Origin of the sequence: Neisseria perflava, from assembly GCF_024170405.1 — a bacterium.
Classification (GTDB): Bacteria; Pseudomonadota; Gammaproteobacteria; order Burkholderiales; family Neisseriaceae; genus Neisseria; species Neisseria perflava_B.
Genome location: NZ_JALJYC010000005.1, coordinates 21,485 through 48,456 on the forward strand (window position 1 = coordinate 21,485; position 26,972 = coordinate 48,456).

27 protein-coding genes and 1 tRNA gene are annotated in these 26,972 nt (G+C 52.8%); 12 read left to right on the plus strand and 16 right to left on the minus strand.

The annotated features are described in order from the left end of the window. Positions 1-412 precede the first annotated feature (412 nt). Both J2T37_RS02830 and folB read right to left on the minus strand, forming a co-directional pair. On the minus strand, positions 413-1,126 hold the full coding sequence (locus tag J2T37_RS02830; protein ID WP_253353681.1) for a hypothetical protein: 714 nt from the start codon (positions 1,124-1,126) through the stop codon (positions 413-415). Between the two features lie 98 nt (positions 1,127-1,224). After that, complete coding sequence (gene folB / locus J2T37_RS02835) at positions 1,225-1,578, minus strand: dihydroneopterin aldolase (protein WP_253353682.1); 354 nt, start codon at positions 1,576-1,578, stop codon at positions 1,225-1,227. A 58-nt stretch (positions 1,579-1,636) separates the two neighbouring features. Here folB and plsY point away from each other — a divergent pair, with 58 nt between their 5' ends. From plsY to J2T37_RS02850, 3 genes are all read left to right on the plus strand, one after another. Continuing rightward, the gene (plsY, locus tag J2T37_RS02840; RefSeq protein WP_253353683.1) at positions 1,637-2,245 is read left to right on the plus strand and encodes a glycerol-3-phosphate 1-O-acyltransferase PlsY; all 609 of its coding nucleotides are present in this window, start codon (positions 1,637-1,639) and stop codon (positions 2,243-2,245) included. Positions 2,246-2,442: 197 nt separating this feature from the next. Then, positions 2,443-3,936 carry a patatin-like phospholipase family protein gene (locus J2T37_RS02845; protein WP_253353684.1) on the plus strand — a complete coding sequence of 498 codons (1,494 nt, stop codon included), beginning with the start codon at positions 2,443-2,445 and terminating at the stop codon, positions 3,934-3,936. Positions 3,937-4,012: 76 nt separating this feature from the next. Next, positions 4,013-4,735 (plus strand): epoxyqueuosine reductase QueH, encoded by a 723-nt coding sequence (locus J2T37_RS02850; RefSeq protein ID WP_253353685.1) that lies wholly within the window; start codon positions 4,013-4,015, stop codon positions 4,733-4,735. 70 nt (positions 4,736-4,805) lie between these two features. Here J2T37_RS02850 and kdsA read toward each other — a convergent pair whose 3' ends face one another. The 6 genes from kdsA to hda all read right to left on the minus strand — a co-directional run bounded on the left by kdsA (position 4,806) and on the right by hda (position 8,517). Further along, positions 4,806-5,648: a 3-deoxy-8-phosphooctulonate synthase gene (gene kdsA / locus J2T37_RS02855; protein ID WP_253353686.1), complete on the minus strand. Its 843-nt coding sequence runs from the start codon at positions 5,646-5,648 to the stop codon at positions 4,806-4,808. Positions 5,649-5,710: 62 nt separating this feature from the next. Beyond that, positions 5,711-6,094, minus strand: a complete 384-nt coding sequence (gene panD / locus J2T37_RS02860) for an aspartate 1-decarboxylase (protein WP_253353687.1) — start codon at positions 6,092-6,094, stop codon at positions 5,711-5,713. A gap of 79 nt (positions 6,095-6,173) precedes the next feature. Next, complete coding sequence (gene cutA, locus J2T37_RS02865) at positions 6,174-6,497, minus strand: divalent-cation tolerance protein CutA (protein WP_253353688.1); 324 nt, start codon at positions 6,495-6,497, stop codon at positions 6,174-6,176. A 15-nt stretch (positions 6,498-6,512) separates the two neighbouring features. Next, on the minus strand, positions 6,513-7,139 hold the full coding sequence (locus J2T37_RS02870) for a LysE family translocator (RefSeq protein WP_253353689.1): 627 nt from the start codon (positions 7,137-7,139) through the stop codon (positions 6,513-6,515). A gap of 38 nt (positions 7,140-7,177) precedes the next feature. Then, the gene (locus J2T37_RS02875; RefSeq protein ID WP_253353690.1) at positions 7,178-7,849 is read right to left on the minus strand and encodes an HAD family hydrolase; all 672 of its coding nucleotides are present in this window, start codon (positions 7,847-7,849) and stop codon (positions 7,178-7,180) included. After that, positions 7,846-8,517 carry a DnaA regulatory inactivator Hda gene (gene hda, locus J2T37_RS02880; protein WP_253353691.1) on the minus strand — a complete coding sequence of 224 codons (672 nt, stop codon included), beginning with the start codon at positions 8,515-8,517 and terminating at the stop codon, positions 7,846-7,848. The genes J2T37_RS02875 and hda overlap by 4 nt, the downstream gene beginning before the upstream one ends. A 252-nt stretch (positions 8,518-8,769) precedes the next feature. Between hda and J2T37_RS02885 the strand changes: the two genes are divergently transcribed. Further along, entirely contained in the window at positions 8,770-9,402 is a 633-nt protein-coding gene (locus J2T37_RS02885) for a DedA family protein (RefSeq protein ID WP_437179434.1), read from the plus strand. 89 nt (positions 9,403-9,491) lie between these two features. Here the strand turns inward: J2T37_RS02885 and J2T37_RS02890 are convergent, their stop codons facing one another. Further along, positions 9,492-10,103, minus strand: a complete 612-nt coding sequence (locus tag J2T37_RS02890; protein ID WP_253353692.1) for an MlaC/ttg2D family ABC transporter substrate-binding protein — start codon at positions 10,101-10,103, stop codon at positions 9,492-9,494. Between the two features lie 212 nt (positions 10,104-10,315). Here J2T37_RS02890 and J2T37_RS02895 point away from each other — a divergent pair. Continuing rightward, positions 10,316-10,400, plus strand: a tRNA-Leu gene (locus tag J2T37_RS02895). Between the two features lie 261 nt (positions 10,401-10,661). Here J2T37_RS02895 and J2T37_RS11555 read toward each other — a convergent pair. The 3 genes from J2T37_RS11555 to J2T37_RS02905 form a co-directional block, all read right to left on the minus strand. Continuing rightward, positions 10,662-11,003 carry an aldo/keto reductase gene (locus J2T37_RS11555; RefSeq protein ID WP_437179435.1) on the minus strand — a complete coding sequence of 114 codons (342 nt, stop codon included), beginning with the start codon at positions 11,001-11,003 and terminating at the stop codon, positions 10,662-10,664. After that, positions 10,991-11,569 (minus strand): aldo/keto reductase, encoded by a 579-nt coding sequence (locus J2T37_RS11560; protein ID WP_437179432.1) that lies wholly within the window; start codon positions 11,567-11,569, stop codon positions 10,991-10,993. The genes J2T37_RS11555 and J2T37_RS11560 overlap by 13 nt, the downstream gene beginning before the upstream one ends. A gap of 138 nt (positions 11,570-11,707) precedes the next feature. Continuing rightward, positions 11,708-12,244, minus strand: coding sequence for a hypothetical protein (locus J2T37_RS02905; RefSeq protein WP_253353693.1), 537 nt, complete (start codon positions 12,242-12,244; stop codon positions 11,708-11,710). Positions 12,245-12,321: 77 nt separating this feature from the next. Between J2T37_RS02905 and J2T37_RS02910 the strand changes: the two genes are divergently transcribed. The 3 genes from J2T37_RS02910 (at position 12,322) to J2T37_RS02920 (ending at position 14,444) form a co-directional block, all read left to right on the plus strand. Then, the gene (locus tag J2T37_RS02910) at positions 12,322-12,948 is read left to right on the plus strand and encodes a LysE family transporter (protein ID WP_253353694.1); all 627 of its coding nucleotides are present in this window, start codon (positions 12,322-12,324) and stop codon (positions 12,946-12,948) included. Positions 12,949-13,028: 80 nt separating this feature from the next. Next, positions 13,029-13,445, plus strand: a complete 417-nt coding sequence (locus J2T37_RS02915) for an NfeD family protein (RefSeq protein ID WP_253353695.1) — start codon at positions 13,029-13,031, stop codon at positions 13,443-13,445. Positions 13,446-13,478: 33 nt separating this feature from the next. Continuing rightward, positions 13,479-14,444, plus strand: a complete 966-nt coding sequence (locus J2T37_RS02920; RefSeq protein ID WP_253353696.1) for an SPFH domain-containing protein — start codon at positions 13,479-13,481, stop codon at positions 14,442-14,444. Positions 14,445-14,570: 126 nt separating this feature from the next. Here J2T37_RS02920 and J2T37_RS02925 read toward each other — a convergent pair whose 3' ends face one another. After that, on the minus strand, positions 14,571-15,065 hold the full coding sequence (locus tag J2T37_RS02925; RefSeq protein ID WP_253353697.1) for a hypothetical protein: 495 nt from the start codon (positions 15,063-15,065) through the stop codon (positions 14,571-14,573). A 153-nt stretch (positions 15,066-15,218) separates the two neighbouring features. After that, a complete protein-coding gene (clpB, locus tag J2T37_RS02930) occupies positions 15,219-17,792 on the minus strand; it encodes an ATP-dependent chaperone ClpB (RefSeq protein WP_253353698.1) in 2,574 nt (857 codons plus the stop codon). A 342-nt stretch (positions 17,793-18,134) separates the two neighbouring features. Between clpB and trpS the strand changes: the two genes are divergently transcribed. Beyond that, positions 18,135-19,145 carry a tryptophan--tRNA ligase gene (gene trpS, locus J2T37_RS02935; protein WP_253353699.1) on the plus strand — a complete coding sequence of 337 codons (1,011 nt, stop codon included), beginning with the start codon at positions 18,135-18,137 and terminating at the stop codon, positions 19,143-19,145. A 149-nt stretch (positions 19,146-19,294) separates the two neighbouring features. Here the strand turns inward: trpS and J2T37_RS02940 are convergent, their stop codons facing one another. Then, complete coding sequence (locus J2T37_RS02940) at positions 19,295-19,564, minus strand: YihD family protein (RefSeq protein ID WP_253353700.1); 270 nt, start codon at positions 19,562-19,564, stop codon at positions 19,295-19,297. 99 nt (positions 19,565-19,663) lie between these two features. Here J2T37_RS02940 and ung point away from each other — a divergent pair, with 99 nt between their 5' ends. Both ung and J2T37_RS02950 read left to right on the plus strand, forming a co-directional pair. Continuing rightward, positions 19,664-20,326, plus strand: coding sequence for a uracil-DNA glycosylase (gene ung, locus J2T37_RS02945; protein WP_367398802.1), 663 nt, complete (start codon positions 19,664-19,666; stop codon positions 20,324-20,326). A 453-nt stretch (positions 20,327-20,779) separates the two neighbouring features. Then, a complete protein-coding gene (locus J2T37_RS02950) occupies positions 20,780-22,414 on the plus strand; it encodes a glycoside hydrolase family 3 protein (protein ID WP_253353702.1) in 1,635 nt (544 codons plus the stop codon). A 189-nt stretch (positions 22,415-22,603) separates the two neighbouring features. On the opposite strand, the gene aroD is transcribed toward J2T37_RS02950, so the two are convergent. Next, entirely contained in the window at positions 22,604-23,353 is a 750-nt protein-coding gene (gene aroD / locus J2T37_RS02955) for a type I 3-dehydroquinate dehydratase (RefSeq protein ID WP_253353703.1), read from the minus strand. A gap of 220 nt (positions 23,354-23,573) precedes the next feature. Here aroD and mfd point away from each other — a divergent pair, with 220 nt between their 5' ends. Next, positions 23,574-26,963 carry a transcription-repair coupling factor gene (gene mfd, locus J2T37_RS02960; RefSeq protein ID WP_253353704.1) on the plus strand — a complete coding sequence of 1,130 codons (3,390 nt, stop codon included), beginning with the start codon at positions 23,574-23,576 and terminating at the stop codon, positions 26,961-26,963. Positions 26,964-26,972: the final 9 nt, after the last annotated feature.

Here is a 26,972-nt window from a genome sequence, read left to right on the forward strand (position 1 = left end):
GGTATCGAGCGTATAGGGGACATTTTCTTTTTTCTTGCCGATAATTTGAAATGGCTTAGCCATCTTCGCCTCAACCAACTGCAACACATCATCCGAGCTACCGGGGTTCAAGCCTAACCAATATTTTTGCCCCATCATGACCAAACTGCCCGCTTTCAGATTATCCGTGTCCTGCTGCACTTTACCGAACGCATAAATCTGATCTTCCCCAACCTGTTTCTCTTGATAGGTATAGCTTCTATTACTTCCGTCCCACATCAAAGCCGTACACCCCCGTCAGCGCGACAGCGCAACCCAACATACCCGCTATGTTCAACCACTTCATTTTATACCGTCCTTTAAATTCAATGTGATACGCGAAACCTCATATCAGGCCGTCTGAAAACCTTTTCAGACGGCCTTTCACGCATTCCTACGGTTTGCCGCCGTCAAAATTCCACATAAACAAATCGCCCAGCAAGCCGACCACGCTGACAGTATCTAAAGCGATGGTTAAAGGCGTGGCGATGACTTTCAAGGTATTGCCCGCCACCCGGCCTTTGTTGATTTTCATTTTTTCGATATAAATTCTCACCGGTACGCTGCTTTGGAAACGGTAGTCCTCACGGGCATTGACCGGCTTGGCAAACAGAGTGCCGCCGGTTTGGAAGCATTGTTTGAAATAACGGTCACCGCCCTCGAATCCGATAGCCTTCAATTTCGCTTTTTCATCGGCATTATTGGCGCGGTACGCCAGGCAAAAGCGGCTTTCAAACGTCATGCTATCCTTATCCAAATTGACCGGCAATGCGCTTAATTCAGACGGTGCACGCAGCGCAGCACTATCTTCCGGCTTAATAGTAAAGCGGTTCGGCAAATCAATGTTCAAAACCGGCAACAGCTTTTCAGCACGCTCGGGCGGAATCACAAACCAATATTGTCCGCCCATCATCACCAAGCTGCCTTTTTGCAACTCGCCGTCCGTTTTACGGGCAAGGCCGAAGGCATAGATATTGTCCTTGGCAACATCGACTTCGTCCCGATAACGGATATTGGGGCCGCCGCTGCCGGCGCTCCACATCATAGCGGTACAGCCCGACAATGCGGCAGCCGCCACGCAAGCCGCCGATAATACACGGATATTCATCATGCTTTCCTTATAAAAAAGATACTGCATAAAAAGATACTGCTTGATTGAAAAACAAAACAGGCCGTCTGAAATCTTTTTCAGATGGCCTCTCCGACTCACGCTTCTTTACTGCGCTCAATCTCCACGCCCACTTCTTTCACATCCGGCAAAATACCCAGTTTCACAATGCGCACGCGCACCCACAATGCGCCGAAATCCTGCAAAACCAGCGTCGCCACATGCTCCGCCAGCATTTCCAAGAGCAGGAAATCCTGTTCGCGCAAACTGCGGCGCACGGCTTCGCACACGTCGCCGTAGTGTACCGTATCGGCGATGTCGTCGCTCAAGGCGGCTTTTTGCGCCACGCCGATGTCCAAATCCAAAATCAGGGTTTGCAACTGCTCGCGTTCCCAGTCGTACACGCCGATTAAAGTGTCGGCCTTCATGCCGCGTAAAAAGATTTTATCCATTTGCATCGTCCGTTTTTTTGGATAGAATAAGCACTTCATTGTAAGCAAAGCGTCAAAAATGTTCAATGTATTGGCAGTAACCGCTTCCTATCTCATCGGCTCGCTCTCGTTTGCCGTTATCGTATCCAAATGCTACGGCATGGACGACCCACGCACTTACGGTTCGGGCAATCCGGGTGCCACCAATGTCTTGCGCAGCGGCAAGAAAAAAGCCGCCGCGCTGACCCTGCTCGGCGACGCGCTCAAAGGCTTGGTGGCGGTGGTATTGGTACGCTGCCTGCAAGACAAATTCGGCTTGGCCGACAGCACGGTCGCGCTCTCTGCCGTGGCTGCGCTGGTCGGGCATATGTGGCCGGTGTTTTTCGGCTTTAAGGGCGGTAAGGGTGTCGCCACCGCGCTGGGCGTATTGCTGGCCTTGTCGTGGCCGACGGCGCTGGTGTGCGCGTTGGTATGGCTGGTAATGGCGTTCGGCTTTAAAGTTTCCTCGCTGGCAGCTCTAGTGGCGACGGTCATCAGCCCGATTGCGGCGTATTTTTTTATGCCGTATGGGTCTTGGGTATGGGCAACAGCAGTGATTGCCGTATTGGTACTGTACCGGCATAAAAGCAATATCCAAAACCTGCTCTCCGGCAAAGAGAGCAAAATCGGCGATAAGGCCGGTAAATAGCCGCAAACGTATTGCGCAAAAGCCCGACAGCGTTCGGGCTTTGTTTTATCCTGCGCGTCATCGGGCAATGCTGCTTTTTCAGACGGCCTCGTTCAAAAAAGTAAGCAACAATCCGTTTGATTTTATGCATAAAACTTGCTTAGGCCGTCTGAACGGATTATCATCGCCGTTTATTTTTTATCCCCCTGTTTTTTGTGATGCCATTGAAAACATACGCCAAACATGCATTGACCGCCCTGACCGCGCTCGCCCTCTCCGCCTGTTCGCTGGTAAAATACCAACCGCTTGAAACCATTGATAAAGTCGATTTAACCAAGGGCTACCGTCTGGAGCGCCAACAAGCCGACTGGAGCAAAGACGACACCCTGGTGGTGTTGATGTTTTCCGGCGGCGGCACACGTGCGGCGGCTTTGGGCTACGGCGTGTTGGAAGAGCTAAACCGTTCCCAAGTCACCATCGGCGGGCAAAACAAATCCCTGCTGGAGCATGTCGATGTGGTCATCGGCGTATCCGGCGGCTCGGTATTGGCGGCCTATTACGCGCTTAACGGAAAAGACACCATCCCCGCTTTCTACAAACGCTTCCTGCGCCAAAATTTCCAGCGCACCATCATCAAACAGGCTTTCTCCGCCGCCAACCTACCGCGCTTGGCCTCGCCCGAGTTCGGCCGTGGCGATTTGTTGCAAGAGCAGTTTGAAACCTATCTCTTCGGCGACAAAACCTTTGATGATTTGGACAAACACCGCAAAGGGCCGTTTGCCATCGTGACCGCTTCCGACATGGGCACGTCTTCGCAACTGAAATTCATTCAGGAAAGTTTCGACCCGATGTGCCTGAATCTGGGCGATTTGCACATTGCCCGCGCCGTGGCCGCCTCCAGCGCCGTGCCGCTGGTGTTTGCCCCCGTTACACTCAACAACAACGGCGGCAACTGCGGTTATCAGATTCCGAAAAGCATCGCAGCCGTCCTTGACAGCAGTAAAACCCAAGCGCAACGCAACGCCATCCGCTCAAGATGGGAAAACACCTATGAGCAATATGCCGACAGCAAAGCGCGTCCGTATATCCACCTGCTCGACGGCGGCCTGACCGACAATCTCGGCATGCGCGTCTTGTTGGACTTCGCCGACCTGAGTTCGGACACCATGATGCAGCGGATGCATCAGGCCGGTATCCGCCGCTTGGTTATCATCAGCGTCAATGCGCAAAACGAATTAACCAAAGAAATCGACAAATCCGCCAACGTACCCGGCGTGGCCAGCGTGGTCAGCGCGATTGTCGATATTCCGATTGACCGCTATTCGCAAAATACGCTGCAAAATTTCCGCATGTTTGCCGAACAATGGAACAGCGAGCAAGGCAAACTGCCCGCCGACAAGCAGGTTAACCTGTCGTTTGTCAGCCTTAATTTGCGCGATTTGACCGACCCCGCCATGCGCCAAAAAATGCTGAACGTCCCCACCAGTTTCTATCTACCCGCCGAAGATGTGGACAACCTGCGCCAATCCGCAACCTTCCTAATGCAAAACTCGTCCGAGTATCAAAAGCTGTTGAAAGATTTGGGCGCAAAACCCAACTTGAAAGCCGCCGAAACAACAGAAAACGACGACAATGATGACAACGGTGCCGATTATGTACCGATTGCCCAACGCTATCCGGCAGCAGCAAGCGCAGTAAACGCAGCGCAATAAGTCCGTCAGGTTTCCAACCACTTTCAGACGGCCTATAATGCCGTCTGAAAGCAAACTTTTATTTTTCTATAACAATATGAATCCGAACACACCCGAAGTTACCCCCATCGACCGCCCCGTCCTCGTTCCGCCGGGCGGACATAAAAAAGTTTTGCTGCACTCCTGCTGCGCCCCCTGCTCGGGCGAAGTGATGGAAGCCATGCTCGCCAGCGGTATCGACTACACCATTTATTTTTACAATCCCAATATCCATCCGCATAGAGAATACATGCTGCGCAAAGAGGAAAACATCCGCTTTGCTGAAAAATTCGGCATTCCGTTTATCGACAAAGACGACGATTACGAAAACGACCGCAAAGAGTGGTTTGAAAAAGCCAAAGGCATGGAACACGAGCCGGAGCGCGGTATCCGCTGCACCATGTGCTTTGACATGCGCTTTGAAAAAGCCGCCCAATACGCGCATGAAAACGGTTTTCCCGTGTTAACCAGCTCGCTGGGCATTTCCCGCTGGAAAGACATGAAACAGATTAACGGCTGCGGCCAACGCGCCGTCGCGCCCTACGATGACGTGGTTTATTGGGATTTCAACTGGCGCAAAGGCGGCGGCAGCGCACGCATGATTGAAATCAGCAAACGCGAACATTTCTACCAGCAGGAATACTGCGGCTGCGCCTATTCGCTGCGCGACTCCAACGCCCACCGCCGCTCGCAAGGCCGCGTGCCGATTAAATTAGGCGTTTTGTATTACGGCGATGATTCAACAATTTACGAGCCGCAAATGATTAAAGTGGACAAATAATTCTGACCGCAAATTATCCAGATAACAAAATGCCGTCTGAAATTTCAGACGGCATTTTTTATGGCTTTACTTAATCAATGACCAAGGGCGCAAATGATTTGACCGTTTCGTCCACTGCTTTCACACGTGCCAAAAATTCTTCCAACTGTGCCAGCGGCAAGGCGCTCGGGCCGTCGCAGCGGGCTTGGTCGGGGTTTTCGTGCGATTCGAGGAACAAACCGGCTAAACGGGTGGCCATACCTGCCAGCGCCAAATCCAAGACCTGGCTGCGGCGGCCGCCCGAAGCAGCCGCGCCGGAGTCGCGTGTTTGCAGGGAGTGGGTTACATCGAAAATAATCGGTGTATCAGCGCAGGTTTTCTTCATCACGCCGAAGCCCAGCATGTCCACCACCAGATTGTCGTAGCCGAAATTCGCGCCGCGTTCGCACAAAATCAGCTTATCATTGCCCGCTTCATGGAATTTTTCCACGATGTTTTTCATTTGCGACGGGCTGAGAAACTGCGGCTTTTTGATGTTGATGACGTTGCCGGTTTTCGCCATCGCCACCACCAAATCGGTTTGGCGCGCCAAAAACGCGGGCAGTTGGATAACGTCGCACACTTCCGCCACCGGCTGGCATTGGTAAGGCTCGTGTACATCGGTAATCACCGGCACATTAAATTCTTTTTTGACCGCTTGAAAAATCTTCATGCCCTCGTCCAAACCCACGCCTCGGAAGGAATGGATAGACGAGCGGTTGGCTTTGTCAAATGAAGCTTTAAACACATACGGAATGCCGAGTTTGTCGGTAACTTTGACATACTGTTCGCAAGCGCGCAGCGTGGAATCCAAGTCTTCCAAAACATTAATGCCGCCAAACAGGGTAAACGGCAGGTCGTTGCCGACGGTAATATCGTTGATTTTTACATTCATGGCAGAGCCTTTCTCAAACAAGGCCGTCTGAAAAATATCGCTTTTTCAGACGGCATATTAGGTTACAAAACCGTATGCGGCGGTTCGTAAGTAATCACATCCCGGATTTTGTTTTGCTCATCCACCAGCACCACTTTCGGCTCATACGCGGCGATTTCCGGCTCAGACAACATCACATACGACATGATAATCACAATATCGCCCTTCTGCACCAACCGCGCCGCCGCACCGTTCAGACACACCACGCCGCTGCCGCGCTCGCCGGCAATGGTATAGGTTTCCAAACGCGCGCCGTTGTTGTTGTTGACGATGGACACTTTTTCATTGACGCAGATACCGGCGGCATCGAGCAAATCCAAATCGACGGTAATGCTGCCGACATAGTTTAAATCGGCTTCGGTAACGGTGGCACGGTGTATCTTGCCGCCGAGCATGGTACGGAACATGGGTTTCCTTCTTTCAAATTCATCTTGCGTTTTCAGACGGCCTGATTCAATAAAGGCCGTCTGAAAACGAAAAGCGCTATTATAACCCCAACTGCGCCTTCATCCAGCGCAAATAAGGCACAAATCCGCGCGATACCGTCTGCATCAGGATTTGCGGACATTCGTAGCTGTGGTGGGCGCGGATGGTTTTTTCGATTTCGCCGTAATAACAACGCGCCGTTTTAATCACCAAGCGCGTTTCCGGATCGCGGTAGATTTCGCCCTGCCACACATACTGGCTGGTGATGTCTTCATATTGTACGCAGGCGGCAAGCTGCTTTTGCAGCAGCAGTAAGCCGATTTTCTCGGCTTCTTCGCGCGTGGCGGTTGTGGTGGTAATGATTACGGGTTTGAAATGCGGCATTTCAGACGGCCTCCGTTAATGAATCCATACTTCCCATACCAACATCAGCCCAATCAGCATGAAGATCAAACCGCAAATGCGGTTGAGCCACATCAGGCGTTGCCCTTGATTGAGCCAATCGGCCAATTTTTTCCCGCTGCCGGCATAAATAAACTGCCATAAGTTTTCAATCAGGAAAAAGCCGACAACCAAAATCGCATACTGCGGCAGCAAAGGCTGGGAAAAATCAATAAATTTCGGGAAAAACGCTACAAAAAACAAAATCGCTTTCGGATTGGACAGGCTGACCCAAATGCCGTTTTTAAACAACTGCCACGACGCAGGAGCGGCTTTCAACACGCCTTCCTGCAAATGGCTGCCCGAATCCCGATAGCTGCGCACACCCAGATAAAGCAAGTAGGCCGCACCCGCCAATTTGATGACGGTAAGCAGCCACGGCATTTTTGCGCTAATCAGCGACAGCCCGAACAAGGAGGTAAACAGCAGGACAAACAGCCCTAGCATCAACCCCGCCATCACCCATAGCGTTTTTTTCACGCCATAATTCATGCCGCACTGAAAGGCAAAAATCATGTTCGCGCCCGGTGCGGCTGAAACCAAAAACGTGCTGGCGGCAAAAAATAAAAAGTTAGCCCATGTCATAAGGCGGTTTCTCTAACAAAGCGGTTTTCAGACGGCCTTTAAAACTTGAAATTCAGCACCGGCCAGCCCTTTACCGCTGCTTCCGCCGCCAGCTCTTCATCGGGGTTGACCGCCACCGGCTCGTTAACATAGTGCAGCAGCGGCAAGTCGTTTTTCGAGTCACTGTAAAAATACACTTTGTCGTAGTCGTCGAAACTTTCGCCGCGTGCGGCCAGCCATTGGTTGAGGCGGGTGATTTTGCCCTCTTTCAAGCTGGGTGTGCCAATGTAGTTGCCGGTATAGCGGCCGTCGGCACCGATTTCTAATTGTGTGCCAATCACATTTTCAATGCCGAATTCGCGGCAAATCGGCGTGATGATAAATTCGTTGGTAGATGAAATCACCAATAATTCGTCGCCAGCGGCTTGATGGCTTTGCACCAGCATACGCTGCATGGGCGTGATATGCGGCGTGATGAACTCAGCCATAAATTCGCGGTGCATGTCGGCCAATTCTTCCATGCTGTAACGGGTCAGCGGCGCAAGATGGAATTTTAAAAATTCGTCTATATTCAGGCAGCCGTTGCGGTAGTCTTGGTAGAATTTTTCGTTTTGCGCTTCGGTGTAAGCCACATCTACCAAGCCTTTTTTCATCAGGTATTGCGGCCAGCTGTGGTCGGAGTCGGTGTTGATGAGTGTGTTGTCGAGATCGAAGATGGCGAGGTTTTTCATTCGGTTTCTTCCTGTTGTTTTAAAAGTTGGCGCAACAGCGGCAGGGTAATGCGTTTGCCCATCATCACGGCGTAGTTGTCGAGCGTGTCCAGCATTTGCAGCAGGCTGTCCATGTCGCGCCGCCAGTGGTGCAAAAGATATTCGAAAATTTCGGGGTCAACCGTCACCTGCCGCGCCGCCGCCATGCTCACTAGCGCGTCGATTTTTTCTTGATCGGTCAGCGGTTTGACTTCATACACCAGGCAATAGGCCATGCGCGTGCGCAAATCTTCGCGGATGACCAACTGTTGCGGCGTGTATTCCGAACCGAGCAGCAGAAAGCCTTTGCCGCTGTTGCGAAAACGGTTGAAAATGGCAAATAATAAGGCCTGTTCTTCGTTGTTTAGCCGCTCGACTTGGTCGATGGCAAGGTATTCGGCGGTAAAGGCGGCATCGGTCAGCGGGGTAACGGCGGCGTCGATATACACGGCTTTTTTGCCCGCATCTAAGGCTTGCGCAATCCACGCTTGCAAGAGGTGGCTTTTGCCCGCGCCCTGTTCGCCCCAGACATAGATAAACTGCCCGTGGCGGTGTTGTAACACATACACCAGCTCGGCGTTGGACGTGCCGAGGAATTTATCAAAACTCGGGTAGTCGTGGGCGGCGAAATCGAAAATCAGCTGGTTCACGGGCGCTCTGGCGGGAAAGGTTGGAATAGCTTTATTGTACGTTGTTTCCCGCCGCCCTTTCAAGCTGCGAGGATGTTCAGACGGCCTTTGCAAGCGCTTTTTATGACTGCTTTCGTCCGCTTGTCGGGTTTCTTTGGAATGTTTGGCCATTTCATTTTAAAATAGCGCATTCTATTTCAGACGGCCGTCTGAAATATCCTTTATTTTCAGGAAGACACTGTGATTGACACTCTGATGACCCTTTTCGGCGGCATGATTGATTTCATCCTGCACATCGACCAACATCTGACCGAGTTGGCCACGCAATACGGCGTATGGATTTATGCCATTCTGTTTTTGATTATTTTCTGCGAAACCGGCTTGGTGGTCACGCCTTTCCTGCCGGGCGATTCGCTCTTGTTTGCTGCAGGCGGGATTGCCGCCGTGGGCAGCATGAATATTCATATCATGGTGTTGGTCTTGCTGGCCGCCGCCATCATCGGCGACGCGGTCAATTTTATGATTGGCAAATATTTCGGCGCCAAGCTGTTCTCGAATCCCGATTCCAAAATTTTCCGCCAGTCTTATCTCGATAAAACACACGCGTTTTATGAAAAACACGGCGGCAAAACCATCGTCATCGCCCGCTTTGTGCCGATTGTGCGCACCTTCGCCCCGTTTGTGGCCGGTATGGGCAATATGCACTACGGCACGTTCCTGCGCTACAACATCATCGGCGCGGTGGCTTGGGTCTTGCTGTTTTCCTACGGCGGCTATTTCTTCGCCAATATTCCGGCAGTGAAAAACAATCTGGGCTTGGTGTTGGGCGCGATTATCGTGATTTCGGTATTGCCCGGCGTGATTGAAGTCTTGCGTGCACGCCGTGCCGCGAAAAAAGAGCAGTAACGCTCCATCCGGATAAACCAAGGCCGTCTGAAAATTATCATATTTTCAGACGGCCTCTTCATTACATTTACATTTGGCAGGGAAACCGATTATTTAATCACTTCCTGTTTTTTCACGCCTTTGGCTTTGACCGTGGCAATCATGCCGTCAATGCCTTTTTGCTTAATCAAATCGCCAAACTGGTTGCGGTACACCGTTACCAAGCTGGTGCCGTCAACTTTGATGTTGTAAATTTTGTAAAGCGAACCGTTTTGATACAGCTGGTAAGCCACTTCATATTTATTGCCGCTGGCGGTTTGCAGTTCGGTAAACACATCCACTTTATTGCCGTTGTTAACCAATTTCGGCAATACTTTCACCTGCGCATTTTGCGCACCGCTCAACAGCGAATGCGAATACATAGACACGACCATGTCGCGGAACGCAGCGATAAAATCGGTTTTCTGTTTGGCAGAAAAATCGCGCCACGGCTGGCCGACGGCTAAAGCGGAAATACGCTCGTAGTCCAGATAACGGCCGGCGTAGCTTTCCACCTGTTTCACTTTCGCCGCTTCGTTCAGCGAACCATTGCGCGCGATTTTCAAAACAGTATCCACGTTTTGCTGCATTTGCACCTGAGCAGGATGAGTTGCCGCAGCAGCATAAGGCGCAACCACGGCCATGGGCGCAGCCACCAAAAGAGCGGTCAGATAACGGTTCATTTATTTTCCTCGAATGAGTGTCGTAAAAGCGCCATTCTAATCCTTTGCAAGCGCAGGAATATTTAACAAAATGTAAAACCGCGAAAGGCCGTCTGAAACCCGCCGCTATTTTTTCACAAACGAAACAAACAACTAAATATTCAGACGGCCTCCCAACCGGATAAACACTTTACAAAACCACACCCCTTCCCTATAATGCCAATCTTTCCACCGCCCAGGTGGCGAAATTGGTAGACGCAGGGGACTCAAAATCCCCCGCCGCAAGGTGTGTCGGTTCGAGTCCGACCCTGGGCACCAAATATTAAAAACCGCATGAAACGCTTGTTTCATGCGGTTTTTGTTTGACTAATCAAGCGTAAAAATGCAGCAAGGCCGTCTGAAAAATATTTCAGACGGCCTTGCTGCATTTTGCTGGTTTACGGGCAAGGATTACTGATTTCCGCGTGCACCGCGTTCACCGCTTATCACATCATCCGGCAAGATAATATCCGCCGTGGCAATGTTTTCCTGCAACTGGGCGATGGAAGTCGCGCCGATGATGTTGGAGGCAACGAATTTTTACTGCGTGACAAAAGCCAACGACAATTGAGTCAGGGTCAGACCGGCTTCGTCGGCGATTTGGGCGTAGCGCTCTACCGCTTCCATGCCCTTGGGCTTGCTGTAACGCTGGAAACGCTCAAACAACACCAAGCGGCTGTCGGCCGGTTTTGCGCCGTGGCGGTATTTGCCACTCAACACGCCCATCGCCAAAGGCGAGTAAGCCAGCAGCGGCACGTCTTCGCGCAGGGCGATTTCGCTCAAGCCGACTTCAAAGCTGCGGTTGAGCAGGTTATACGGATTTTGGATGGAGGCTACGCGCGGCAGCTCGGGGTTTTGCTCGTATTGGTTCAGATAACGCATACGCCCCACGGGGTTTCGTTGGACACGCCGAATGCGCGGATTTTGCCCTGCTTCACCAGTTCGCCCATTGCATCGACAATTTCGACAAAGGCGGTAAACTGCTCGTTGTCAGCTAATTGCACCAAACCCAGTTTGCCGAAAAAATTGCCTTGACGTTCCGGCCAATGCAATTGGTATAAATCCAGATAATCGGTATTTAGGCGTTTCAGGCTGGCTTCGCAGGCCTCGAAAATTTGCGCACGGGAAAAATCGTTGCCGTTGCGGATGTAGTTGTCCAAACGGTTGGCGGAAGTCGGGCCTGCGATTTTGCTGGCCAACACAAAATCATCGCGTTTGCCGCGCGCTTTAATCCATGAGCCGATATAACGCTCGGTGGTGGTATAGGTTTCTTTGCTCGGCGGCACGGGGTACATCTCGGCCGTGTCGATAAAATTCACGTCGTTCGCCAGCGCGAAATCCAGTTGCTCATGCGCCTCAGCTTCGCTGTTTTGCTCGCCCCAAGTCATCGTACCCAAGCAGATTTTGCTCACTTGGATACCGCTTTTGCCTAATGTTCTTTGTTCCATATTATCACTCCGTTTAATAGGTTTTCAGACGGCCTTGGATAGGGTAAGGCCGTCTGAAAGAAGATTTTTATGGCTGCCCGTTTGAAACATATCCCGTCAACAGGTGGCTGACAGACCGCTATTGTCCGACAGCAGTCATTAATAATGCCGCCGCCGGAAACTGAATGCGCCGCTGCTGTCCGTTTCCAAAATATAACGCCCGTTTTGCACGGCGGCATAGCCCGATGCGCCGCTGTGATACGGCTGCAAGGCGGCATGGCGTATCAGGTAGGCCGAAATTTTATCCGGCTCTTGCGCAACATTGGCGGTCAGGCGGGCAAACAGTTTGGCGCAAATGCCCTCTTGCGGCCAACCGGCCGAATTGCCGGAACGGTCGGTTTCCATGCATTGCCCGTTAACGGCTTCCAAATCGCCGCGATGGTTGCCGACGGCTTCCAGCATGTTTTGTCCACCGTCCAAACCGACAATCGGATAGCGCACGCGGGTTTTGCCGTCTTCCCCCCGGCTGCTTTGCCCAGCGCCCAGCGGCAAGCCGCGCCACACGTCGGCGCTGATAAATTTAACGAGGAATACCGGCTTGGGGGCATTGTCGGCGGGCTTTTTCGGCGTTTGCTCGTCTGCGCCGCCGCAGGCCGCCAGCAAAACGGCTGTCAGCAATACGGGAGAAAATTTCATCGGATGTTCCTTGTCAGCCGTTAATCTTAAAACAATGCTATTATAGCAGCCGTTACCCACGTTTGCGCCGATTTGCCATGATGATTTTTAATATCGCCGTCGTCCATTTACTCGGTATGATGACGCCCGGTCCCGATTTTTTCTATATCGCACGCACCGCTGCGGTTAGCGGGCGCAAAAACGCCGTCTGTGCCGCATTCGGCATTGTGGTCGGCGTAATGTTTTGGGCATCGGCCACCATGCTCGGCTTGGCGCTGCTGCTCAAGGCGTTTCCAGCCTTTAATGCCATGTTGATGGTTTTGGGCGGCGGTTATTTGATGTATTTGGGCTGGCAAATGGTGCGTGTACGCGAAAGTGCGCAATTTCAAGAATACCGTGCCGCCGCGCCTGCTGCGGTATCTTCGCCGCTAAATGAGGCGAAAAAAGGGCTGCTGGTCAATCTCTCCAATCCCAAAGTGGTGATTTACTTCAGCAGCGTCATGTCGGCGGTATTGTCGGAAATCCGTTCCGGTTGGCAGATTGCAGGCGTGTTGCTGCTGCTGTTGGCCGAAACGCTGGCGTATTTCAGCGCCATCGCCCTGCTCTTTTCCGGCCAAACGGTCAAACGCTTTTATAGCCGTTACAGCCGCTGGCTGGACAATTTTGCCGGACTGTTTTTTCTCGGCTTCGGCGCGTATCTGATTTACCGCGCATTGGCCGTCTGAAAATTCCGTTTCTTCCCCTTTCTCCGTGTTTTTATTTTATAATCAAAATCCTGCCTACCCCATCCGAGGATAATAAGGATATGACGACTTGGTTTATCGCCGCCGCGCTGCTGCTGATTTTCGAGCTGTTTGCCGGTACGGTTTATCTGCTGGTGGTCAGCGCCGCCCTCTTCGGCGCGGGCGTGGTGGCTTGGTTGACCGACAATATCACGGCGGCCGTCATCACCGCTGCCGTTTTGTCTGCGCTCGGCATTTGGCTGTCGCAAGGCTGGATACGCGAACACCGCCGCAGCCCCGCTGAAGAAATGGCGCAAAACGATTTGGACATCGGCCAAACTGTGCAAATCCTGCGCCATCTACACACCGACCGCTACGAAGTCTTGTATCGCGGTACGCACTGGCAGGCGCAGGCGCTCAACCCCGCTTCCGTTTCCCAGCCACACACCGCCGTGATTACCGGCAAAAACGGTAATGTTTTATTGGTTCATCTGCATTAAACGTCTGTTGTAACGCTTGTAAGGAGCAACCCTATGGAATTGTTATACAGTTTTCCCGTTTTGATTTTGATTGTCGTCGTTTTGTTCGGCTTCAAAGCCTTTACCGTCGTGCCGCAGCAAGAGGCCTATATTGTCGAGCGTTTAGGGCGTTTTTACAAAGTGCTCAATCCCGGCCTGAACATCCTGATTCCCTTTATCGACCGCGTGGCCTACCGCCATTCGCTCAAAGAAATCCCGCTGGACGTGCCCAGCCAGGTGTGTATCACCCGCGACAACACCCAGCTTACCGTTGACGGCATTATCTATTTCCAAGTCACCGACCCTAAGCTGGCCTCCTATGGCACCAGCAACTACATCCTCGCCATCACCCAGCTGGCGCAAACCACACTGCGCTCGGTTATCGGTCGCATGGAATTGGACAAAACCTTTGAAGAGCGTGACGAAATCAACAGCATTGTCGTGGCCGCGCTGGACGAAGCCGCCGTATCTTGGGGCGTGAAAGTGTTGCGTTACGAAATCAAAGACCTGATTCCGCCGCAGGAAATCCTACGCTCCATGCAGGTGCAGATTACCGCCGAACGTGAAAAACGCGCCCGTATCGCCGAATCCGAAGGCCGCAAAATCGAGCAAATCAACCTCGCCAGCGGCCAGCGCGAAGCCGAAATTCAACAGTCCGAAGGCGAAGCGCAAGCCGCCATCAACGCCTCCAACGGCGAAAAAGTCGCCCGTATCAACCGCGCCCAAGGCGAAGCCGAAGCCCTGCGTTTAGTGGCCGAAGCCAACGCCGACGCCATCCGTCAAATCGCCGACGCGCTGCAAACACCGGGCGGTAATGAAGCGGTGAACCTGAAAGTGGCCGAGCAATATGTAGCCGCGTTCTCCAAACTGGCCAAAGAAGGCAACACCCTGATTATGCCCGCCAACGTCGCCGACATCGGCAGCTTGGTCAGCGCCGGATTAAAGATTGTGGAAGGCAACAAAAATCCGCTTGCGAAATAAATAAAAAGGCCGTCTGAAACGGCCTTTTTATTATATTATTCAAAACTATAACGATATGGGACTTGGATGATAATCCCGCTACGCCGCTAAATTTAGCAGTACAGGCAACCCAACCTGCCTGCCTTTTCAGACGGCCTCCGCCACCCACTGCGGTAACTTAGCTTTGCCTTTGCATAATGCCTGCAAGCGCTGCACACCGTCTTTTTCAAACACCAAATCCACCCCGCTTTGCAAACGCAAAACCACGGCGGCTTTTTCTTCGGTTTTGATAAAATCAATATGCTGTCGAATCAGCGCACCCAATACCTCATTTAGGTTCAACTGCTCCGTCTGCGCGAATATCCACGGCCGCAGCATAATCGAACGCCCGCCGTGTACGCCTTCAAACGCTAGGTTTTCTACTCTAATCTGATTCAGACGGCCGTCTGAAAAATGAAATTCCACATTGCCGTAAAGCCAGATGTTCCAGCCTTTTTTCACCACCAAACCGCCGGACACACAATCGGGATCAGGGAACATCTGCAAAATCGCCTCATCGCTCTGCCCGATTTCGATATAATCAAAACGGCCGCTTCTGATAAATTCACACATATCGACGGTAATGGGGAAATTGAATTTCATGGCTGCTGCTTTCAAATCGCTGAGTGCTTATCTTAGATTAAATCACTATTAATATCAATTCTCATTATCTTATAATTATCTAAAAAGGCCGTCCGAAAATCTTTTTTGATTTTCAGACGACCTTTTTCTTCTAACTAATCAATTAGTTACTTATCACTCAAACACCAGCTTGCCATCTTTCGCATCGATTTTGATTTCGCTTTCCGGCGCATATTGTCCGGCCAGCAGCACTTTGGCCAACGGGTTTTCGATTTCGGACTGGATGGCGCGTTTGAGCGGACGCGCACCATATACCGGATCGAAACCGGCTTGCGCCAATACGTCCAAAGCGGCATCGGTCACGCTCAAATGCAAATCTTGCGCTTCCAGACGTTTTTCCAAACCGCGCAGTTGGATTTTGGCGATATTGCGGATGTTTTCTTGGTTCAAGCCGTGGAACACCACCACTTCGTCGATACGGTTAATCAATTCGGGGCGGAAGTAGGCTTTTACGTCTTCCATCACCACTTCTTTGAGCGCATCGTAATCGGCAGTACCCATTTCCTGAATGTGCTGGCTGCCGATGTTGGAAGTCATCACAATCACGGTGTTTTTGAAGTTCACGGTACGGCCTTGTCCGTCGGTCAGACGGCCGTCATCCAAAACTTGCAGCAGGATGTTGAAGACATCAGGGTGGGCTTTTTCCACTTCGTCGAGCAAAATCACGCTGTACGGTTTGCGGCGTACCTGTTCGGTCAGATAACCGCCCTCTTCGTAGCCGACATAGCCCGGCGGCGCGCCGATTAAGCGGGCAACCGCGTGTTTTTCCATATACTCCGACATATCGATGCGGATCAAGTGGTCTTCTCTGTCAAACAAAAAGCCCGCCAGCGTTTTGCACAATTCGGTTTTGCCCACACCGGTGGGGCCCAAAAACAGGAAGCTGCCGTAAGGTTTGTTCGGGTCGGCCAAACCGCTGCGGCTGCGGCGGATGGCATCGGACACGGCGCGTACGGCTTCGTTTTGGCCGACCACGCGCTCATGCAGCACCGTTTCCATTTTCAGCAGTTTTTCGCGCTCGCCTTCCATCATTTTGGCCACCGGAATGCCGGTCATGCGCGAAACGATTTCGGCCACTTCGTCGGCACCCACTTCGGTGCGGAACAGCTTGTTGGCCTTTTTCGCTTCCGGATTGCCCTCGGCGGCCTGCAACTGCGCGCCCAGCTTGGGCAATTCGCCGTATTCCAGCTCGGAGGCTTTGGCAAAGTCGCCCGCGCGTTTGGCCTGCTCGATTTTGACTTTGATGTCGTCGATTTGCTTTTTGATGTCGGCAGAGCTGGACGAGGCGGCTTTTTCGGCTTTCCAGATTTCGTCCAAATCGGCGTATTCTTTTTGCAGCGCGTCGATTTCTTCGTCAATCAGCTCGAGGCGTTTTTTGCTCGCCTCGTCGCTTTCTTTTTCCACGTGCATTTTTTCCATTTTCAGTTGGATAATGCGGCGGTCGAGTTTGTCCATCTGCTCCGGTTTGCTATCGAGCTCCATTTTGATGCGGCTGGCGGCCTCGTCAATCAGGTCGATGGCTTTATCCGGCAGGAAGCGGTCGGAAATATAGCGGTCGCTCAATTCGGCAGCGGCCACAATCGCCGGGTCGGTGATGTCGATGCCGTGGTGGATTTCGTAACGCTCCTGCAGGCCGCGCAAAATGGCGATGGTGTCTTCCACACTGGGCTCGCCCACCAATACTTTTTGGAAACGGCGTTCCAGTGCGGCATCTTTTTCGATGTATTGGCGGTATTCGTCCAGCGTGGTTGCGCCGATGCAGTGCAATTCGCCGCGCGCCAGCGCGGGCTTGAGCATATTGCCCGCATCCATGGCGCCGTCGGTTTTGCCCGCGCCCACCAGCGTGTGGATTTCGTCGATGAAAATCAGCGTGTTGCCGTCGTCTTTGGCCAAATCGTTGAGTACGCCTTTGAGGCGCTCTTCAAATTCGCCGCGGTATTTCGCCCCCGCAATCAGCGCGGCCAAATCCAACACCAGCAATCGTTTGTTGCGCAGCGATTCGGGCACTTCGCCGTTGACGATGCGCTGCGCCAAGCCTTCGACAATCGCGGTTTTACCCACACCCGGCTCGCCGATGAGTACCGGATTGTTTTTGGTACGGCGCTGCAATATCTGAATGGCGCGGCGGATTTCGTCGTCGCGGCCGATAACGGGGTCGAGTTTGCCGTCGCGCGCACGCTGGGTCAGGTCTAAAGTGTATTTTTTCAACGCTTCGCGTTGGTCTTCTGCATTCGCGTCATCCACGGTTTGTCCTCCTCGCACCGCGTCAATCGCGGCATTGATATTGGCTTCGGTTGCACCGGCGTTTTTCAGGATTTTGCCGGTGGCATCGTTTTGCTGCACCAGCGCGAGTAAAAACAATTCGCTGGCGATATAAGCGTCACCGCGTTTGGCGGCGGCTTTGTCCATCAGGTTCAATACGGCGGACAATTCGCGGCTGGGCGTAATTTCGCCGCCGTTGCCGGAAATTTTTGGCAGGCTGTTTAAGGTTTGCGCCAACTGCGTTTTGACCTGCGCCACATTGACGCCGGCATGCGCCAGCAACGCGCCCGCGCCGCTGTTTTGGTCGTCGAGCAGGGCTTTCAAGACATGTCCGGCTTCCAAATAGCCGTTGTCGGCCGCCAAAGCCAAACTCTGGCCTTCTTGCAGGGCTTGCTGGAATTTTGCGGTAAGTTTATCGAATCTCATCTTAGGTTTCCTTTTAAGGATAGTGTTCTGATGAAACCTATATAGGGACATCTGTGGATAACTCAACTGATTTTTTCACCAAAATATTAAAAATATTTTATCTATTTGTTTTATTTCGATATATTTTAATAAATGAATTGTGAATAACTTTTTCAGACGGACTAAAAAGCAAACCGATACATAGGGAGAGTTATGCCGGATTATCTTTAATCTGATGATATCCTCAGGCCATCTGAAAAACCCGACCGATTCAGGTATAATCAAACCCGTTTCGCCGTCTTAATTTAACATTTATAGCCATTTTTCAGACGGCCTTTGATTTTGTTTGAAGGAAAGCCAACCATGAGCAAAAAACGTGTCTTAACCGGCGTCACCACTACCGGTATCCCGCATTTGGGTAACTACGTCGGTGCCATCCGCCCCGCCATCCGCGCCGCCGCCGAGCCGGATACCGAGTCGTTTCTGTTTCTCGCCAACTACCACGGCATCATCAAATGCCACGATCCCGATCTGATTCACGAATCCACCCAAGCCGTTGCCGCAACCTGGCTTTCCTGCGGCCTCGACCCCGAGCGCACCACTTTTTACCGTCAGAGCGACATTCCCGAAATCATGGAGCTCAACTGGATTCTGACCTGCATTACCGCCAAAGGCCTGATGAACCGCGCCCACGCCTATAAAGCCGCCGTACAGGATAATCTCAACAACGGGCAGGAAGACCAAGACCACGGCATTGAAATGGGCTTATACAGCTATCCGATTCTGATGACCGCCGATATTCTGATGTTCCGCGCCAACGAAGTGCCCGTCGGCCGCGACCAAATCCAACACGTCGAAATGGCGCGCGACATTGCCGGACGCTTCAACCACCGTTTCAAAGAACTGTTTACCCTGCCGGAAGTGAAAATCGACGAAAACGTCGAATTGCTGGTGGGCTTGGACGGGCGCAAAATGTCCAAATCCTACGGCAACACCATCCCGCTGTGGGAAAACGACAAAAAAACCCAAAAATCGGTCAACAAAATCATCACCAATTTGAAAGAACCCGGCGAGCCGAAGCAGCCCGACGAAAGCCCGCTGTTTGAGATTTACAAAGCCTTCGCCACAGCGCAGGAAACCGCTGAGTTTACCCAAATGCTGGCCGAAGGTCTGGCTTGGGGAGAAGCAAAAAAACTGCTGGCCGCCAAAATCAACAGCGAGCTGGCCGAGCCGCGCGAACGCTACGCCGCGCTGACCGCTAACCCCGCAAAGATCGAAGAAATCTTGCAGGCCGGTGCGCAAAAAGCGCGTATCGAGGCACGCGAGATGTTGGATAAAGTACGCGACGCGGTGGGAATTCGGCCGTTGAAATAAGGTATCACGTAGGTTGGGATAAAATCCCAACAAAATAACGAGCCTGACGATTAATGTTGGGTTTGCAACCCAACCTACTAAAACAACACAAAGGCCGTCTGAAACAATCCCATGTTTCAGACGGCCTTTCATATTGAAAACCAAGCAAATCAATCCTTCAACACCCCGCGCGCGCGCAGCAGAGCGGTTTTGAAATCTTCTTCGTAATCTTTGGCGATGCCCGGCACCGGCGCATCTTTGTCGCGGCCGTACATTTTCAAATGGTAGATAATCACTTCGTCGGTCAGCTCGGCCACCGGTTTTTCAAAGCCCGCTTCGTCGGCAATTTTCTGCAAAATCTGCGTCAGGTGCATTTCGGGGTCTTGTTTCCAATACGGCTCAAGCAGTTCCAATAATTCGCGCAGGCGGTGTGAACGCATGATGTTTTCCTTGTGTGCAAGCGATTTAAAGCATTAGTGTAACGGATTTTACCGCCGCATTCACGCTATAATTTACCCGACCATTATTTTGAGGAAGCAATTATGCAGACTTGGCACGAAGCCATCGGCGCGGAAAAGGCACAGCCGTATTTCCAACACATTATCAGCAGTGTGCGGCAGGAGCGAGAGGCGAGGCAGACGGTTTATCCGCCTGCGCATGACGTGTTCAATGCGTTTAAGGCCACCGAATTTGATCAGGTCAAGGTGGTGATTTTGGGGCAAGACCCGTATCACGGCGCGGGGCAGGCGCACGGCTTGGCGTTTTCCGTGCGCCCGGACGTACAGATTCCGCCCTCTTTGGTTAATATTTACAAGGAGTTAGCCGACGACATTCCCGGCTTTCAAATCCCGCAGCACGGCTATTTGCAACACTGGGCGGAACAAGGCGTGTTGCTGCTCAATACGGTATTGACCGTTCGCGCGGGGCAAGCGCATTCGCATGCGCCCTTGGGTTGGGAGCAGTTTACCGACCGCGTGATTGCGCAGCTTAATGAACACCGCGAGCATATCGTGTTTATGCTGTGGGGCAGCCATGCACAGAAAAAAGGCGCGTTTATCGACCGCAACCGCCATCTGGTTTTGACCGCACCCCACCCTTCGCCGCTTTCGGCCTATCGCGGCTTTTTCGGCTGCAAACATTTTTCGCAGGCCAATGCCTATTTGCAGGCGCACGGGCTGGCGGCGATTGATTGGCAGGTTTAATTTGGTATGCCAAATTTGGGGATTCGCCATATCGCTTTTTTTATCCTGACCACTCACCCCTTACTTTAGTGATAAATACCTAAATACAATACCGAGGCCGTCTGAAAATATGTTTTTTCAGACGGCCTTTTTCAAGCAAACCGCCGATACAAGGCTGTTTTACCGAATCAAAAAGGAATCTAAGATTCCCATTACGCCGTTCAGACGGCCTTTTCCGCTTCATTCAAACCTTATCATTCACCAATTAAACAGGCATATAATTTGGCATACAACAAATTTACACAAAAGAAATTTGACAGATAAACCCATCATTTGTTAAATTAAAATTGGTAAACCAATCTAACAACACAGGAGTCGTTAAAATGTCCCGTCTCGTTGATTTAACTCAAAAACCCTATAACCTTTCTCCTTCCCAAATCGAATGGGTAGAGTCCACATTGTCCGGCCTGACCGATGAAGAAAAAAATCGGCCAGCTGTTTGTCAACTTGTTCTTCTTTGGCGAAGACGCTTTCAGCGGCAACAAGCTGACCAACGAAGAAATTCTCAGCCGCTACCACATCGGCGGCGCGCGCTACATGAATGCCGACAAAACCAAAGTGCAAGGCTTGCTCAACGATTTGCAAAAAGCCAGCAAAATCCCGCTCTTGATTGCCGCCAACTGCGACTCCGGCGGTAACGGCGCATGCAGCGACGGCACTTACATCGCCTCCGGCGCCCATGCCGAAGCAGCGGGCGATACCGATGTGGCCTATCATGCCGGTTTGGTGTCCGGCCGCGAAGAAGCCGCGCTGGGCGTAAACGTCAACTTCGACCCGTGCGTGGATATCCTTTACAACTGGCGCAACACCATCGTCAATACCCGCGCCTACGGCACCAATGCCGACACCGTTATCAAATACACCCAAGCCTATCTCGACGGCCTGACCGACGGGCAGGAAATCATCCGCTGTATCAAACACTTCCCGGGAGACGGCACGGAAGAGCGCGACCAACACTTGATTTTGGGCGTGAACGAACTCTCGCCTGCCGAGTGGGACGACTCTTTCGGCAAAGTGTACCGCCACCACATCGACCACGGCGTAGAAATGATTATGGCCGGCCACATCGCCCTGCCGTATTACCAACAAAAACTGAATCCCAATCTGAAAGACGAAGACATCCTGCCCGCAACCTTGGCCGAAGAGCTGATTCAAGGCTTGCTCAAAGAGCAGTTGGGCTTCAACAGTTTGGTGATTACCGACGCCAGCCACATGCTGGGCATGACCTCTGCTATGCGCCGTGAAGACTACGTACCGGGCGCGATTGCCGCCGGTTGCGATATGTTCTTGTTCTTCAACCAATTAGACGAAGACTACAACTACATGCTCAACGGCTACAAAAAAGGCGTGATTACCGAAGAGCGCTTAAATGACGCCGTGCGCCGTATCTTGGGCTTAAAAGCCAAATTAAACCTGCACGTCAAACAAGCCGAAGGCAAACTGACCCTGCCGGAATCTGCTTTGGATATCATCGGCTGCGAAGAACACCTCAAATGGCAGCGCGAAGCCGCCGACAAAGGCATTTCGCTGATTAAAGATACCCAACACAACCTGCCGATTAATCCAACCAAACACAAACGCGTGCGCCTGTATTACCTCGAAGGCGAAACCAAAGGCATTGCCGCTTCCGACAACAAGTTAGTCACCAATCTGGTGGCCAAATTAGAAGAGCGCGGCTACGTCGTCACCATCAACGACGGCACAACCCGCGTGAAAGGCTCCATCAACCAATACCACGAAGAAGTGGATTTGGCGCTGGTCGTGGCCAACGTCGTCGGCTACGGTGCGCAAAACAACTACCGCATCCAATGGAAAACCGCGATGTCCAACGAAGTGCCTTGGTATGTACACGAAGTGCCGACCGTATTTGTGTCGCTGAACTACACCACCCACTTGCACGACGCGACCATGGTCAAAACCTTCGTCAACGCCTACCACACCAACAGCAACCTGCTCGACAGCCTGCTGGATAAATTGGAAGGCAAAGCCGAATTCAAAGGCGGCCACAACGAATTGGTATGGACAGAAAAATGGCAGGCCAAACTGTAAGCAGATAAAAATATAGGAGAAACAACGGCCGAGGCCGTCTGAAAAAAGGGCTTGCACCCATATGGGTGCAAGCCCTTTTTATATAGATTGGATTGCAAACCTAACCATTACCCCAAGTTTTCGTTAGGATTTCAGCCCAATTTACTCACTATGCCATTAAGATTATAAATACAGATTCTCAGCCGACCATCAAGCCAACACATCCAAAATCTTGCGCAAATCATTTGCCCCGATTTGACCCGGCGCCGATACCTGTTTGGCCGCGCCGAAGGTCATGGCCGAGCCGAAGGTCTGCCCTGCCAGACGGCTGATGACGCCCAGTTTGCCCATCGACATGGTGACAATCGGCTGCGAGGCCGTCTGAAACACCTCCTGCGTTGCATCCAGTAGTGTCACCACATCCGCCGCCGATTGCGGCATCACCGCGATTTTACACACATCCGCGCCCAGGCTTTCCATCTTTTTCAGACGGCCGACAATGTCTTCTTTCGGCGGCGTTTTGTTAAAATCATGGTTGCACAGCAGCGCCGTTACCCCGCGCTCTTTGGCGGCGGCAACGGCAGCTTTGACCCGCTCGTCACCGGCAAACAGCTCAATGTCGATTACATCAACCAAACCCGATTCTATGGCGCGGTTGACCAGCTCAAAATAATAATCGTCGCTGCACGGGCAAGAGCCGCCCTCCGCCGCACGGCGGAAAGTAAACAAGAGCGGCGTATCCAGCAGCGCTTGGCGCACAAGGGCAGTTTGCGCCAACACATAATCCGCATCCGCCGCCTGCGCCAAAAAGTCCACGCGAAATTCCACAATATCAAAGCTCAAGCCCTGCAAATCCGCCAGCGCCTGCTTGAGGCCGTCTGAATCCTGCGCCACCAGCGGCACGGCGATTTTCGGGCTGCCTGCGCCCAATTCGATGTTTTTGATTTTTACGGTATTCATGTTTCGTCCTTTGTCTTGAAAACGGGAAAATTCGTCTTATTATACTGAAAGCCACAGCCGTATTGCGTGGATATTTGGCATAATTTTTCACACGCCCAGCATTACGGGCGCACCGTCATCGCAACACAACCGTGCGAATTTGTTAAAATACTGTTTCCCCTTATTTTTAGGCCGTCTGAAAACCGCTCGTTTTCAGACGGCCTCACACACGAAGCTGCCCATGAATTTCCCCCTTCCCCAACCCCGCGAAAAATCCCGTTGGCTGCATTTGTCCCAAGGCAGCCTGCCTTTGGCCTTGGCGCGCCATCTGCCGAATAAGCAATTAAAAATCGTGCTCACGCAAGACACCGAGCAGGCTTTGCGCCTTCAGACGGCCTGGCAGTTTTTCCGCCCAAACGACACCGCCGTGTTCCTGCCCGACTGGGAAACGCTGCCTTACGAGCGTTTTTCGCCGCACCATGATTTGGTGTCGGAACGCCTTTCCGCCTTATGGCAAATCCGCAGTGGCGCGGCGGATGTGGTGTTTGTGCCGGTGGCGACGGCCATGCAGAAATTGGCGCCGGCGGCTTTTTTGGCGGGGCGCACGTTTTGGCTGAAAACAGGGCAGACGCTGGATGTGGAGCAATTAAAAGCGGATTTGATCGAGGCCGGTTACAACCATGTATCGAATGTGGTGGCGACGGGCGAATTTGCCGTGCGCGGCGGGATTGTGGATTTGTTCCCGATGGGGGCGGATCTGCCCTATCGTTTAGATTTGTTTGATGACGAAATCGACAGCATCAAAACCTTCGACCCCGACAGCCAGCGCACCGTTGCGCCCGTGTCCGAAATCCGCCTGCTGCCCGCGCACGAGTTTCCTACCGACGGCGAAGCGCAAAAAATCTTCCGCGCGCGTTTCCGTGAGGAAATCGAGGGTGATTACAACGCGGCAGCGGTGTATAAAGCCGTCAGCAACGGTCACTTCGGCGCGGGGGTGGAATATTATCTGCCGCTGTTTTTTGAAAACGAATTGGATACGCTGTTTGACTATGCGGGGGAAAACGCGCTGGTGGTGTGTTTGGGCGATGTCCACGCCGAGGCCAAGCGTTTTGCCGCCGATGTCAAATCGCGCTATGCGATGGCGCAGGGCGACCCAACTTATCCGCCGCTGCCGCCGCAGCATTTGTATCTGACTGCCGACCAGTTTGCAGGCCGTCTGAAAGCCTATGCGCAGGTGTGGCCGGATTTGGACGATACCCACGCGCTGCCCGATGTGGCGGTCAACCGCCAAGCCGACGAGCCTTTGCAGGCTTTGCTGGATTTTCAGACGGCCTTCGGCGGGCGGATTCTGGTGTGCGCCGAAAGTTTGGGGCGGCGCGAGACCATGCTGGGCTTTATGCAGCAGCACGCCGTGCGCCCGAAAGCGGTGGCGGATTGGCAGGGCTTTTTGTCGTCAGCCGAACCGCTGATGATTACCGTGGCACCGCTGGCCTATGGTTTTCAGTTAGCGGAGCAAAACATCGCCGTCATCACCGAATCCGACCTCTACCAATACGTTGCCAAATCCCGCAAACGCAACCGCCGCAAACACGCTGATGTTTCAGACGGCCTGCTGCGTGATTTGGCGGAAATCAACATCGGCGATCCGGTGGTGCACGAAGAACACGGCATAGGCCGTTATATGGGCTTGGTAACGATGGACTTGGGCGGCGAAACCGCCGAGATGATGTTGCTGGAATACGCGGGCGAGGCGCAATTATATGTACCCGTGTCGCAGCTGCACCTTATCAGCCGCTATTCCGGTCAGGCGCATGAAAACGTGCAGCTGCACAAACTCGGCAGCGCGGCGTGGAACAAGGCCAAGCGTAAAGCCGCCGAAAAAGCCCGCGACACCGCCGCCGAACTGCTCAACCTCTACGCCCAACGCGCCGCGCAAGAAGGCTTTAAATTCGCGTTTAACGAAGACGATTACCGCGCCTTTGCCGACGGTTTCGGCTACGAAGAAACCGAAGACCAAGCCGCCGCGATTGCCGCCGTCATCAAAGATTTGACCCAAGCCAAACCGATGGACAGATTGGTGTGCGGCGATGTCGGCTTCGGCAAAACCGAAGTTGCGCTGCGGGCGGCCTTTGTCGCCGTAATGGGCGGCAAGCAAGTCGCCGTGCTCGCCCCGACCACGCTCTTGGTGGAGCAGCACGCGCAGAATTTCGCCGACCGCTTCGCCGATTTTTCCGTCAAAGTCGCCGCCCTGTCGCGCTTCAACAGCGGCAAAGCCACCAAAGCCGCGCTGGAAGGCATGGCCGACGGCACGGTGAATATTGTCATCGGCACGCATAAATTGGTGCAGGACGACATCAAATTCAAAAACTTAGGCTTGGTGATTATCGATGAAGAACACCGCTTCGGCGTGCGCCAGAAAGAGCAGCTCAAACGCCTGCGCGCCAATGTCGATATTCTCACCATGACCGCCACGCCGATTCCGCGCACCTTGAGCATGGCGCTGGAAGGCCTGCGCGACTTCTCGCTGATTACCACCGCGCCGAGCCGCCGTTTGGCCGTGAAAACCTTTGTCAAACCGTTTAGCGAAGGCAGCGTGCGCGAAGCCGTGTTGCGCGAACTCAAACGCGGCGGGCAGGTATTTTTCCTGCATAATGAAGTGGATACCATAGAAAATGTGCGCGAACGCCTCGAAGCCCTGCTGCCCGAAGCGCGTATCGGCGTGGCGCACGGCCAGTTGCGCGAACGCGAGCTGGAGCAGGTCATGCGCGACTTTTTGCAACAGCGGTTTAATGTCTTGCTGTGTTCCACCATCATCGAAACCGGTATCGACATCCCCAATGCCAACACCATCATCATCAACCGCGCCGACAAATTCGGTCTGGCGCAGCTGCACCAGCTGCGCGGGCGCGTCGGCCGCAGCCACCACCAAGCCTACGCCTATTTGCTGACCCCCGAATACATCAGCAAAGACGCGGAAAAACGCCTCGACGCGATTGCGGCGGCGGACGAATTAGGCGCCGGTTTTACCCTCGCCATGCAGGATTTGGAAATTCGCGGCGCGGGCGAAATTCTCGGCGAAGGGCAAAGCGGCGAAATGATGCAGGTCGGCTTTACGCTTTATACCGAAATGCTCAAACAGGCCGTGCGCGATTTGAAAAAAGGCCGCCAGCCAGATTTGGACGCGCCTTTGGGCGTAACCACTGAAATCAAGCTGCACAGCCCCGCGCTGCTGCCGGAAGACTACTGCCCCGATATTCACGAGCGGCTGGTACTCTACAAACGCCTCGCCACCTGCGAAACCCCGCAGCAAATCAACGCGATTCATGAAGAGCTGGTTGACCGCTTCGGTCTGCCCGAACAGCCGGTAAAAACGCTCATCGAAAGCCACCACCTGCGCCTGACCGCCAAGGCGCTGGGTATCAGCGCCATCGACGCCACCGGCGAAGCAGCCACGTTTACCTTCGGCAAAAACACCCCCATCGAACCGGCGGATATTATTCTCTTAATGCAGAGCAATAAAAACTACCGTTTCGCCGGCGCCGACAAACTGCGCGTGGAAATGGTGATGGAAGACGTGGACACGCGGATTAAAAGCGTGAAAGCGGTGTTGGCGAAATTGAAAGGGAAGTAGGCCGTCTGA